This window comes from Micromonospora sp. NPDC005172 (genome assembly GCF_040608555.1).
Taxonomy (GTDB): domain Bacteria; phylum Actinomycetota; class Actinomycetes; order Mycobacteriales; family Micromonosporaceae; genus Micromonospora.
In genome coordinates this window covers 184,999-198,300 of the sequence record NZ_JBEXIL010000001.1, presented here as the reverse complement: position 1 = coordinate 198,300, position 13,302 = coordinate 184,999, and the positions used below count along the sequence as shown (strand labels likewise).

General features: G+C 69.0%; 6 protein-coding genes. 4 read left to right on the top strand and 2 right to left on the bottom strand.

The genetic code is table 11. The features are described from left to right. Window positions 1–42 precede the first annotated feature (42 nt). Together ABZV06_RS00665 and ABZV06_RS00660 are read left to right on the top strand one after the other, a co-directional pair. Window positions 43–1,770 (top strand): IlvD/Edd family dehydratase, encoded by a 1,728-nt coding sequence (locus tag ABZV06_RS00665; RefSeq protein ID WP_355236158.1) that lies wholly within the window; start codon window positions 43–45, stop codon window positions 1,768–1,770. 76 nt (window positions 1,771–1,846) lie between these two features. Continuing rightward, window positions 1,847–2,860 carry a LacI family DNA-binding transcriptional regulator gene (locus tag ABZV06_RS00660; protein ID WP_355236161.1) on the top strand — a complete coding sequence of 338 codons (1,014 nt, stop codon included), beginning with the start codon at window positions 1,847–1,849 and terminating at the stop codon, window positions 2,858–2,860. Window positions 2,861–2,935: 75 nt separating this feature from the next. Here ABZV06_RS00660 and ABZV06_RS00655 read toward each other — a convergent pair whose 3' ends face one another. Both ABZV06_RS00655 and ABZV06_RS00650 read right to left on the bottom strand, forming a co-directional pair. Then, window positions 2,936–4,345, bottom strand: a complete 1,410-nt coding sequence (locus ABZV06_RS00655) for a ricin-type beta-trefoil lectin domain protein (protein ID WP_355617445.1) — start codon at window positions 4,343–4,345, stop codon at window positions 2,936–2,938. Between the two features lie 109 nt (window positions 4,346–4,454). Next, a complete protein-coding gene (locus ABZV06_RS00650; protein ID WP_355617442.1) occupies window positions 4,455–5,855 on the bottom strand; it encodes an endo-1,4-beta-xylanase in 1,401 nt (466 codons plus the stop codon). Window positions 5,856–6,388: 533 nt separating this feature from the next. On the opposite strand from ABZV06_RS00650, the gene ABZV06_RS00645 reads away from it, so the two are divergent. Together ABZV06_RS00645 and ABZV06_RS00640 are read left to right on the top strand one after the other, a co-directional pair. Further along, window positions 6,389–12,808, top strand: coding sequence for an RHS repeat-associated core domain-containing protein (locus tag ABZV06_RS00645; RefSeq protein WP_355617439.1), 6,420 nt, complete (start codon window positions 6,389–6,391; stop codon window positions 12,806–12,808). Then, window positions 12,799–13,263 carry a hypothetical protein gene (locus tag ABZV06_RS00640; RefSeq protein ID WP_355236172.1) on the top strand — a complete coding sequence of 155 codons (465 nt, stop codon included), beginning with the start codon at window positions 12,799–12,801 and terminating at the stop codon, window positions 13,261–13,263. Before ABZV06_RS00645 ends, ABZV06_RS00640 begins: the two co-directional genes overlap by 10 nt. The last annotated feature ends 39 nt before the right edge of the window (window positions 13,264–13,302 follow it).

Below are 13,302 nucleotides of genomic sequence, written 5' to 3'. Positions count from 1 at the left end.
GTCGCGCCGCGCGATCTTCCGGAATGACAGAGAGGTGTGCTGATGTCGACGACAGATGGACCGCTGCGCAGCGGGCAGTGGTTCGGCGCGGAGGGCCGTAACGGGTTCATCCATCGGTCCTGGATGCGCAACCAGGGTTTCGCGGACGACGTCTTCGACGGTCGCCCGGTCATCGGCATCGCCACCACCTGGTCGGAGCTGACACCCTGCAACGCCCACCTGCGTGACCTGGCCGAATCGGTGAAGCGGGGCGTGTGGGAGAGCGGCGGCCTACCGCTGGAGTTCCCGGCCATGAGCCTGGGCGAGCCGCTCATGCGTCCCACCACCATGCTCTACCGCAACCTGCTCGCGATGGAGTTGGAGGAATCGGTCCGCGCCAACCCCCTCGACGGCGTGGTCCTGCTCTCCGGCTGTGACAAGACCACTCCCGGCCTGCTGATGGGCGCGGCGAGCGTCGACCTGCCGACGCTGATGCTGACCGGCGGCCCGATGCTCAACGGCAAGTTCCGCGGCCAGGACATCGGCTCGGGGACTGTCGTCTGGCGCTTCACGGAGGAGATGCGGGCCGGCCGGATGACCGCCGCCGACTGCGCCGAGGCAGAGGTCGGCATGTCCCGCAGCCGGGGCCACTGCATGACCATGGGGACCGCCTCCACCATGGCCTGCGTGACCGAGGCGCTCGGCGTGCAGCTACCGGGGGCCGCCGCCGTGCCCGCCGTCGACTCCCGGCGGTACGCCCTCGCGCAGGCCGCTGGACGTCGGATCGTCGCCATGGTGGGTGCGGACCAGCGACTGTCGTCGGTGCTCACCCGCGAGGCGTTCGAGAACGCGATCCGGGTCAACGCCGCGATCGGCGGTTCCACCAACGCCGTCGTACACCTGCTCGCCATCGCCGGACGCCTTGGTGTGCCCCTGTCGTTGGAGGACTTCGACACCCTCACCGCGGAGGTGCCCCTGCTCGTCAACCTCATGCCGTCCGGGGCGTACCTGATGGAGGACTTCGCGTACGCGGGTGGCCTTCCGGTGGTGATGAAGGAGCTCGCCCCGCTGCTGCACACCGACCACATCACGGTCAGTGGCAGGAGCGTGGCGGAGAACGTCGACGGCGCCCAGTGCTGGAACCGGGAGGTCATCGCCACCCTGGAGGAGCCGTTCCAGGCCGCCGGCTCGGGCACCGTGGTGCTGCGCGGGTCGCTCGCGCCGTCCGGGGCGGTGCTGAAGGTCTCCGCCGCATCCCCTCACCTCCTCTCGCACACCGGTCCGGCGCTCGTGTTCGACCGGATCGAGGAGTACGTCGTCGCCGCCGACGATCCGGACCTCGACGTCACCCCCGACACGGTGATCGTCGTCCGCAACGCCGGCCCGCGCGGCTACCCCGGCTTCCCGGAGGTGGGCAACGTGCCGATGCCCCGCCGGCTGCTCGCCGCCGGCATCACGGACATGGTGCGGATCTCGGACGCCCGCATGAGCGGCACCGGCTACGGCACGTGCGTCCTGCACGTGGCACCGGAGGCGTCCGTGGGCGGCCCTCTCGCGCTGGTGCGCACCGGCGACCAGATCCAGGTCGACGTCGCCACGCGCCGCCTGGAACTCCTGGTCGACGAGGCGGAACTCGCCGAGCGCCGGTCCGCCTGGAAGTCACCGCCGCCGGTGGCCGACCGTGGTTGGGTACGGCTGTACAGCGAGCACGTTCTCCAGGCCGACAGCGGAGCCGATCTCGACTTCCTCGTCGGTGGTAGCGGCAGCGCGGTGCCCCGCCACTCACACTGACGGGCGCGGAACGTACGAGGTACCCACCCATGGAAGAACGGACGGCCCGCCAGTGCGAGTTCACGCGGAGAAAGCAGTGACGACCGCCCATCGGCCCCCGGTCATGGCGGACGTCGCCCGCCTGGCGGGCGTGTCGCACCAGACGGTGTCCCGGGTCATCAACGGTGCACCCGCCATCAGACGCGAGACGCGGGAGCGTGTTCTCGAGGCCATCCGGCGGCTCGACTACCGCCCCAACACCGCCGCCCGAGCGCTGGTGCGGGGACGTTCCGGGATGATCGGCATCATCGGCACGGCCAGGACGCTGTTCGGTCCGACGAGCATCCACCGCAGCGTCGAGGACGCCGCCCGCGCCGCCGGTTACTTCGCCACCTCGGTGAGCCTGTCGGAGGTGACGGTACGGGCGCTCAGCGACGCCACCGAACACCTCATGCGTGTGGGCGTGGAAGGCGTCGTGATGATCGCCGGCAACGACGAGGCTCTCGAAGTGGTGCGGATGACCCGGTCCGGCGTGCCCTTCGTGGTGGTGGAGGGTGACCTGTCCAGGGCAAGCCTCACCGTCGGCGTGGACCAGGTGCTCGGCGCCCGGATGGCGACCGAGCATCTGCTCGGCCTCGGGCACACCGAGATCGTGCACGTGTCCGGTCCGCTCAACTGGGCCGAGGCGCGCGCCCGCCGCGACGGCTGGCATTCGGCGATGCTCGCGGCGGGCATCCGGCCGCCCGAGCCGGTCGAGGGGGACTGGATGGCCCACAGCGGCTATTTGGCCGGGCTGCGGATCTGCGAGATGCGCGGGACCACCGCGGTCTTCGCGGCCAACGACCAGATGGCCATCGGTGTGCTGCGTGCGCTGCACGAGCGCGGGCGGCGGGTGCCGCAGGACATCTCCGTCGTCGGATTCGACGACGTCCCCGAAGCGGCGTACCTGATTCCGCCGTTGACCACGATCCAGCAGGATTTCGGCGCGGTCGGTCGACGGGCGATCACGGCGGTCACCCAGGCCATCGACGACATGGTGCCACAGCCTCTGCCGCTCGTCGTACCCACGCTCGTGGTGCGGGAGAGTACGGCGCCACGGACCGGTACGTGAGCCACGGTCACCGCCGCACGAGCGGGCGGGCCCGGCGTGACGCCGAGCCCGCCCGTTGCCGGTCGGTCAGGACCATCAGGTCAGGGCGGTGAGCCGGAACTGCTGGTTGGTCTGTCCGTGGCAGTCGTAGAGCTGGATCTGGGCGCCGTTGGCGGTGCTCCAGACGTCCAGGCAGCGTCCGGACTGGACGCTGCTGATGGTGCCGTTGGAGTTGAGGTTCCATTGCTGGTTGGTCTGTCCGTGGCAGCTGTAGATCTGCACGGCCGCGCCGTTGCCGGAGCCTGCGGCGTCGAGGCACATGGTGCCGTACACCTGTAGTTGTCTGCCCGACGTGTAGGTCCACTGCTGGTTGGTCTGCCGGTTGCAGTCGTAGAGGGTGACCCGTGTGCCGTTGGTGCGTGAGGCGTTGGGTACGTCGACGCACCGGCCCGACTGCGTGCCGACGATCTGGCTGGCCGAGCCGGGTGGGGTGGTGGGCGAGACCGTGGGCGTCGGTGTCGGGCTGCTCGTCGGTGTCGTGGTCGGCGTCGGGCTGGTCGGCGTCGACGGCAGCAGCGGGCAGGTGCTGCGGTAGGTGACCACGCCGCTGTTGTCCAGCAGCGGGCAGAGGAACTGGCTGTACCGGGCGTCGTTGTCGACGAACATCTTGACGAACGGCAGCATGGTCCGGACCAGCACGGGGTTCGACCGTCCGACCATGAAGCCGTGATCCGCGCCGGCGACCTCCAGGTAGGTGCTCTCGGTGGTGCTCGGGATGCTGTTGTAGAGACCGGTGGCGTAGGACGGGGTGACCACCGTGTCGGCCTGGCCGGCGAAGATCATGGTGGGCACCCGGTCGTTGGCCAGGTTCGACGACGGCGAGTACGGCGCGATGCCGACGACCGCCTTCAGCGACGGCCGCCGCATCGCGGCACTCAACGCCCCGCCGCCGCCCATGGAGTGGCCGGCGACAGCCAACCGGTTGGGGTCGACGCGGTCGCGTACCGGGCTCTGCTGTGTCAGGTAGTCCAGCGCGGCGAGCAACTGGGTGCCCCGGGCCGTGTCGAAGTCGTTGCGGCTGTTGGTCTCGATGCCGATCACGACGAAGCCGTGGGAAGCCAGCCACGGTCCCATCCAGGCCAGTTCGGCGGAGAACAACGCGGTGTAACCCGGCGAGATGGCGATGGCCCCGAAGGTGCCCTGGCTGGTGTCGGTCGGGTAGTAGATCCGGCCGCCGTTGAAGCCGTACCCCGTCGGGACGCTGACGGACGTGTTGGCGAACGGACCGTTCACGGCGGTGACGCTGGTCCGGGTGGGGTCCGGGCCGCGCTGGTACGGGTTGTCGGCGGCCGACGCCGACCCGGTCGCCAGGGTGATGGTGAGCAGCCCGACCGCGGCGGCGATCCCGGCCGCGGCCAACGTGAACAGGCGTCCTCGGATGCCGGGCGACCTGCGGTCGACAGGGGTGTTCGCCGGGGGCGGCGGATGGTCTGCGGGTCCTCGCACTGTCGGTACCTCCTGGGGGTGGTGGTGGAGAGACGAGGGCGGGCGGGTTCGTCAGGTGCCGAGCCCGCCCGCCCCGACCTTGTCTGGGCGGAACGTCCCTGGTAGAGCTTTACGCGCCGCTGGACGAGAGCCGGAACTGCTGGTTGGTCTGTCCATGGCAGTCGTAGAGCTGGATCTGGGCGCCGTTGGCGGTGCTCCAGACGTCCAGGCAGCGTCCGGACTGGACGCTGCTGATGGTGCCGTTGGAGTTGACGTTCCATTGCTGGTTGGTCTGTCCGTGGCAGCTGTAGATCTGCACGGCCGCGCCGTTGCCGGAACCGGCCGCGTCGAGGCACATGGTGCCGTACACCTGTAGTTGTCTGCCCGACGTGTAGGTCCACTGCTGGTTGGTCTGCCGGTTGCAGTCGTAGAGCTGTACCCGGGTGCCGTTGGTGGTCGAGGAGTTCGGCACATCGACGCACCGGCCCGACTGGGTGCCGACGATCGCACCGGCGGAGCCGGGTGGGGCGGTCGGCGTGACGGTGGGGGTCGGACCCGGCGTGGTGGGCGTGGGGGTGGTCCCGGGGCCGGCGCTGTTCAGCGCCTCCAGGGCGGCCGTGTAGGCGGCCTTCTTGTTGCCGCTGCAGTCGAAGAGCAGCGGAGTGCCGCTGGAGCGCCACGAGTCGCAGTCCCGCACTCCCCAGACCGTGAGTCCGTTGCAGCGAGCCACGGCGAGGCAGTCGTTGACCACGCTGCGGTAGGTGTTGGCCTGCGTCGTACCGGAACCCTCGATGTCCAACTCGGTGATCTGCACGTCCACCCCGAGGGCGGCGAAGCTGGACAGGGTCGTGCGGTAGTTGCTGTTGTACGGCGAGTTGGCGTTGAAGTGCGACTGGAACCCGACGCAGTCGATCGGTACGCCACGGGACTTGAAGTCGCGCACCATGTTGTACACGGCCTGGGTCTTGGCCCACGTCCAGTTGTCGGTGTTGTAGTCGTTGTAGCAGAGCTTCGCGTCCGGGTCCGCCGAGTCGGCGGCGCGGAACGCCGCCTCGATCCAGTCGTTACCGCTGCGCTGGAGGTTCGAGTTACGACGGGCCCCGCTGTTGCCGTCCTCGAACGCCTCGTTCACCACGTCCCAGGAGTAGATCTTTCCCCGGTAGTAACCGGCCACCCGGTTGATGTGGTTGAGCATGGCGTTGCGCAGCGCGGTGCCCTCCATGCCCTGCATCCAGCCCGGCTGCTGGGAGTACCAGGCCAGGGTGTGGCCGCGGACCTTCCAACCCCGGGAGAGGGCGTGGTTGACGATCCGGTCCGCGTTGCCGAAGGTGAAGTTGTTCTGCTGCGGCTCGGTCGCGTCGATCTTCATCTCGTTCTCGGGCGTGACAGCGTTGAACTCGCGGTTCAAGATCGTCGTGTACGCGCTGTCGCCGAGTTTGTTGGCGGCCACGGCGGCACCGAAGTACCGGCCGGACTGGGCCGCCGCCGCGCCGAGAGTCGTCTCGGCGGCCTGGGCCAGGTTGGGCAGCATCGATACGACCAGGGCCACAATTATCGCGGCAGTTCCGGAAAGAGCGACCGTTCGTAGTCGGGTACGCCCGGTGGGACGGGGCCGGGAAACCATGCTGATCCTCCGGTGGTGGGTGGGGAGAACTCGGGTGCTGTTCGGGTGGGTGAAACCGCGGTGCCGGTTGCGCTAGCGCTGCCCAGGTCACCCGACGGGTCCGGCGGTCGGATGCGGTGTCCGGGCCGCTGCGGTCTGAAAGGATCATGGCAACGTTCACACTGATCGATGTCTCAGGCTCGCAGAAAGTTCCGGCTTTTTCAACCGGTAGTTTCGGGGCTGTTACGGGCCAGGACATCACGGCGTGAGCCGCGTCAGACGCAAGATCGGTTGACGCCCTGCCGCCTGGAAGCGAGGGCCACGGTCGTCCCGTCACGGGCTGGGCGCCGCCCGTCAGGCGTCAGCGCCGGAGCCGAATGACCCTGAGTGACCAGGATGGACAGAGGGTTCGCGAAACCTTACAGTTCGCCAACTGGTTCAGCTTCATCACGGGGGATGCGATGACACCGGCTAGATCTCTGCTGCCCAAATCACGTCCAGGCTCGCGCCGCGTCGCGGCGGCACTGCTCAGCAGTGTCCTGGTCGTCTCGGTTCTCGTGGCGCCGCCCGAGGCCGCCGCCAAGCCCAAACCGCACCTGTCCGCGCAGCGGGAAGCGCTGGACGGCGACGGTGGGACCGCCGCCGGACGGGCGTGGCCGACACGGCCGGCGCGCAACGCCGAGCTGGCGGCTCCGACGTGGCCGAAGCCCGGCCGGGCGACCGTCACTCTGCCGCAGGCGGGTGCGGGCCAACGGAAAACCGCCGCTCCCGCCGTACGAGCCGGCGCGCTGCCGGTGACGGTGGGTCGGGCCGACGGCGCGCGGGGAGCGCGCACCGACGCGGTGGCCGTGGAGCTGCTCGACCGGTCCGTCGTGCCCCAGCAGTGGCGTGACGGTCTGCTGATGCGCGTCAGTGCTACCGCCGCGGCGACCGCGGGCGAGACGGCGACGGGTTCCGGCGCGGCTGCGGTCTCGGTCGACTACCGGGGATTCCGCAACGCCATCGGCGGCAGTTGGTCGTCCCGGCTACGCCTGTGGCAGGTGCCCGAGTGCGCGTTGCGGGAGCGACCGACGCCCGGCTGCGCCGCCACGCCGCTGCCATCGGTCAACAAGGACGGCCAGGTGAGCGCCGAGGTACCCGTACCGGTGGCGGCCTCCGGGGCCCGCACCGCCGGCTCCACCCTCGTCGCACTCGCGGCCGGCAGCGCCGGACCCGAGGGTGATTACACCGCCACCTCACTCACACCGTCAGCGACCTGGGCGGCAGGCGGCGCGACCGGGGACTTCAACTGGTCGTACCCGATGAAGATGCCGCCGGCGATCGCCGGCCCGGTGCCGACCTTCTCCCTCGGCTACTCCTCGGCGTCGATGGACGGCAGGTCCGGCACCGAGAACAACCAGCCGACGTGGGTCGGTGAGGGGTTCGACCTGTGGTCCGGGTACATCGAGCGCAAGTACGTCGGCTGTGGCGAGGACATGACCGACAGCAACAGCAGCAAGAAGACGGGCGACCAGTGTTGGCGGTCCGACAACGCGACCCTGTCCCTCAACGGACGGGGCTCGGAGTTGGTGTACGAGAGCGGCAAGGGTTGGCGTAGCCGCAACGAGGACGGTTCGAGGATCGAGAAGGTCACCGGTGGCAGCAACGGTGACAACAACGGTGAGTACTGGAAGGTCACCACGGCCGACGGAGTTCAGTACTTCTTCGGCCTGCACGCCCTGCCCGGTCAGTCGGCGAAGACCAACTCGACGTGGACCGTTCCGGTGGCCGGAAACCAGAGCGGCGAGCCGTGCCACGGCAGCTCCTTCCCCGCCTCGTTCTGCGACCAGGCCTGGCGGTGGAACCTCGACTACGTGGTCGACCCCCGTGGCAACACGATGTCCTACTGGTACGGCACCGAGACCAACTACTACGGCCGGAACGCCAGCAACACCGACAAGGCGTCCTACGTGCGGGGTGGCACGCTCACCCGCATCGACTACGGCACGTGGGACCGCGGGTCGGGCGACCGGTCCGTGACCCCGACCGCACAGGTGATCTTCACGACGGCGGACCGCTGCGACTCCGGTTGCAGCACCCACGACGCGGCGCACTGGAAGGACGTGCCCTGGGACCAGGAGTGCACGGCCACCGCCGCGAACTGCAAGGAGAACTACTCACCCACCTACTGGTCGACCAAGCGGCTGTCGAAGATCACCACCCAGGTCTGGGACACCACCAGGACCACGCCGGCCTGGCAGCCCGTGGACTCCTGGACCCTCACCCACACGTATCCGGCCGTCGGTGACGGCAGCGACCACGCCGGCATGTGGCTGAGCGCGATCTCGCACACCGGGCTCTCCGGGACGGCGGTCAGCATGCCGCCGGTGACGTTCGAGCCGGTGTCCCTGCGCAACCGGGTGCTGACGACGAACAACACCAGCAACAACCGGATGCGGATCGGGAACATCGTGACCGAGACCGGCGCGAAGATCCAGGTCACCTACAGTCTGCCGGACTGCTCGTCGGGCAACCTCCCCGCGACGGCGTACGACAACGCCAAGCGGTGCTATCCGGTCATCGGCGCGGACCCCTACGACCCGGACGGTCCGGACATCACCGAGTGGTGGCACAAGTACGTGGTCACCCAGATCTCCGAGTCGGACCTGATGGTGATGGTGAACGGCACCGACCACGGGCAGCCGGTGAAGAACACCTATTACACCTACGTCGGCGCGCCGGCCTGGCACTACGCCGACGACGACGGCCTGGTCAAGCCGAAGCGCAAGACGTGGAGCCAGTTCCGGGGATACGCGACGGTCGAGACCCGCGTCGGTGACGCGCCGAGCCAGACGTTGAGCCGCACCACGTACCTGCGCGGCATGCACGGCGACCGGGCGACCACCTCGGGCGGCTCGCGGACCGTCACCGTCGGCGCGTCGCTGGGCAACGAGACGGTGTACGACGAGGACCAGTTCGCCGGCCTGGCCCGCGAGCAGGTGACCTACAACGGGGTCAGCACCAAGCCGGTCAGCAAGACCGTGAACGTGCCCTGGATGTCACCTGCACTGGCCTCCCGAACGATCAACGGTGACACCGTCACGGCCCGTTTCACCCGCACGTCGGCCACCTACTCGGCCAGCGCTCTGGGAGTGGACGGCGCCTCGGGGTGGCGTACGACCCGGACGGAGTCCCGCTTCGACGACACCTACGGCACGACGACCTGGACCCAGGAGGATGGGGACACGGCGAAGACCGGCGACGAGAAGTGCACCACCTACAGCTACAACCGCAACACCGCAGCGAACCTCGTCGAGGTCGTGAGGCAGACCACCGTCACGGCGCTCACCTGCGGAGTCGCGCCGACCGGGCCCGACGATGTCGTCTCGGACGAGCGGAACTACTACGACGGCGCGACGAGCGTCGGCACCGCCCCGACGAAGGGGCTGGTCACCAAGGTCGAGAGCCTGAAGGACTGGTCGAGCACGGGCGGCACGACCTGGCGGGTCAACAGCGAGTCCGCCTATGACACCTTCGGCCGGATCACCCAGAGCACCGACGACCGGGGCAACGTCACCACGAAGGCGTACCTGCCGGCCTCCGGTGGGCCGCTGCGAAAGGTGACCACGACGACCGCGGACCCCAACGGCGCAAGCGGCTGGGTCAGCACCATGGAGTCGGAGCCGTACCGGGGTTCGCCGGTGCGGACTACCGATCCCAACGGGCGGGTCACCGACATCGAGTACGACGCGCTCGGGCGTACCGCCCAGGTCTGGAAGATCGGCTGGACGAAGGCCGACCACCCGAACAACCCGTCGGCGCGATACGACTACACCTTCGCCGCCGCGCGGGACGCCTACCCGTACACCACGAGCCGGACGCTGCACCCGGGCGGCGGGTACACCACGTCCCACCAGATCTTCGACGCGCTGCTGCGGTCCCGGCAGGTGCAGACGACGGGCGTGGGCGGTGGCCGGGTCGTCACCGACACCCTGTACGACAAGGCCGGCCGGGCCGTCACCAGCTACTCCGCCCACGCCGAACCCGGCACGCCGTCCGGCGCGCTCTGGTGGGAGCCGGAGTGGTCGGTGCCCGCGCTGACCAAGACCGTCTTCGACGGAGCTTCTCGAGCCACCGACCAGGTCTTCTTCGGCACCGATGGTGTGACGAACCTGGTGGAGAAGTGGCGTACCACCACCAGGTACCTCGGGGACGCCACGACGGTCACCCCGCCGTCGGGTGGCGTACCGACCACGACGGTGGTGGACGCCCTCGGGCGTACCGTCGAGCTTCGGCAGACCGGCTCCAAGACCCTCACCACGCGGTACGGCTACGACGGCAAGGGCGAACTGCGGACCGTCACCGACTCGTTGGGCAACGAGTGGCGGTACACCGTCGACATCCGGGGGCGCAAGACCGTCACCGTCGACCCCGACAAGGGCACGAGCCGGAGCGAGTACAACGACTACGGCGACCTCGTGAAGACCACCGACGCCCGTGGTGAGGTGCTCGTCTACGAGTACGACAAGCTCGGCCGCAAGATCGGCGTGTACGACGACACCGTCTCGGCCGGCACGAAGCGGGCCGCGTGGACGTACGACCGGCTCTATACCGGCCAGACGGTACGCGGCCAGTTGGGCCAGAGCATCCGCTACGAGCCGGCGGGATCGGCGAACGCGTACACCTACCGGGTGAGCGGGTACAACGACCGGTACCAGCCGACGGGCACGCAGTACGTGGTGCCGACCGTGGAGGGCACGGGCATCGCCGGGACGTACATCTACGGCTTCGGCTACTCGCCCTACACGGGCGACGCGACCTCGGTGACGCTGCCGGCCGCCAACGGGTTGACCACCGAGACGGTGACCACCCGGTACGACGCCACGACCGGTCTGCCCAGTGGGCTGGACACCAACCTGATCAACGTCGGCGCCTACGTGATCGGTCAGCAGTACACCGCCTACGGCGAGCCGACGGTCACCACCCGGAAGATCAACGGTGGCGTGTACGTCGAGGACGCGGCGTACTACGACCTGACCACCCGACGGCTCGAGCGGTACAAGGTGCAGCCCGAGACGGCGGCCGGCACGGTGCAGGACACCACCTACGGGTACGACGCCGCGGGCAACATCCTCTCGGTCACCGACGCGCCGCAGGTGGGTTCGGGGGACAACCAGTGCTTCGGCTACGACTCGTTGCGGCGGCTGACCTCGGCGTGGTCACCGAAGGCGGGCGTCGCCTGCGCGACGGCGCCGTCGGTGGCGAACCTGGGCGGCCCGGCCCCGTACTGGCACGAGTGGACGATCGACGACATCGGCAACCGCCGTACCGAGACCGTGCATTCCACGGTCGGCGACACGGTCCGCACCTACGCGGTGCCGGACAGCGGTAAGGACAAGGTCCGCCCACACGGGGTCGACTCGGTGGCCACGGTCACCAACGGCGGCGCCGGAGTGACGACCCGGTACGGGTACGACAGCACCGGCAACATGACCTGTCGCCCGACGGGGGCCGCCACCAACACCTGCGACACCGCCTACACCAACTCCCAGGCGCTGAGCTGGAACAGTGAGGGCAAGCTCGCCACCGTCACCGTCGGTGGGCAGAGCGTCGAGTCGAACGTCTACGACGTCGACGGCAGCCGGCTCGTCCGCCGGGACGCCAACGGCACCACCCTCTACCTGCCGGGACAGGAGATCCGGCGCACCGGTAGTTCGACGACGTCTGCCGTCCGCTACTACACCTTCGGCGGCAGGACGGTCGCCAGCCGTGACCCCAACGGACTGACCTGGCACTACTCGGATCACCAGGGCACCCAGCAGGTCAGCGTCGATGCGCTCAGTCAGCAGGTCTCGGCCCGCCGGCAGACCCCGTACGGCGACCCACGCGGCAGCCAGCCGCAGTGGCGCAACTCGAAGGGCTTCGTCGGCGGCGACAAGGACCCGACCGGTCTGACCCACATCGGGGCACGCGACTACGACCCGGGCCTCGGCCGCTTCGTGTCGGTGGACCCGGTCCAGGACCTCAAGGACCCGCAGCAGTTCCACGCCTACGCGTACGCGAACAACTCTCCGGTGACGGCCTCCGACCCGACGGGCACCATCCCAGAGGGTGTCTCGATGCAGGAATACCAGCAGGACATCCTGCACGACGTCGAGAACCGCAGGCGGCTGTTCAATGATCCGGTGCGCAACGGCTGGGGTGGACGTCGCCCGCCGACCCTGACCAAGACGAAGGATTGGGAGCAGAAGTACAAGAAGGTGGTCGGCGCCACGTGGTGGAAGAACCCGAGTGGTCCGGCGGCCTGGATGCTGATGGCCGTCGAGTCGGCCCAGGAGGCCGACATCGACCCGCGGTGGCTGCTCGCGGTGCTCATGGCCGAGGTGGGTAACTCGGAGAAGTACGCGTCGATCGACCAGAACGTCCAGGCGGCCAGCGTGGTGGCCGACAAGCTGGGCATCTACGGCCCGTTGAAGCAGCTCGTGGGCAACGTGACGGGCTTCAAGAAGGGCGAACAGGCGAATCCCCCGTCGATCGGTTGGGGCAACATCCAGCAGGAAGCGTTCGAGAGCACCAAGGTGAACCACCCGGAGGCGTTGGGGGACGTCGACTGGTCCTCGCTCATCTGGCACAACGACCTCTCCATCAAGGTGACGGCGTACCGGCTGAAGGACACCACGGCCGCGGCGGAACGGACGGCCACCGTGGGCATGAAGCAGAGATGGACGCCCCAGCAGGTGGGCGCCGGGATCTACAACGTCGGGGAGCGTAACTACAACGAAGCGGTGCGGCAGCGTGGCGATCTGGGTCCGAGCGGGACGGTCTACGCCACGACCATCGGTCGCTACTATTGGACGGCCGATCAGATGGTCTGCCACTCCGGAGTGTTCACGTGTTCCTGACGTCGGTGCCCCGCCGGACCCTGATCGTGGTGACGGCCGTACTGCTGGTCGTCGGCGCGGCCGGCTGCGGCGACGGCAATGAGACCCAGCGGTACGCCGACCGCGTGCGGGTGGAGGGCTTCACGTTGGTCAAGTCGGCGTACTCGAACGGCGAAGGTCGGTCCTACCTGGGGCCGGCCGGCGAAGGGGCTCCGCCGGTCACCGCCCCCGGGCTCACCCTGAGCTCGGGCGGCACGGACACCTCGTACCTGTTCTACGACTACCTGGCCTACGGCCAGGGCACCGATCCGGACACGGGCACCTGCTCGGTGACGGTGTACGAGATCCGGGACCGGGCCAAGGCCGTGGACTACCTCGACGACGACCTGAACAGCAGCCAGCAGCAGGCGGTCCGTGACGGCACGTCGCGGATCGTGCATCTCGACGTGCTCTGCGACGCGCAGGCCGACACGTGAGCTGGTGCGGGCCGGCGGCACTCCGCCGGCCCGCACCGA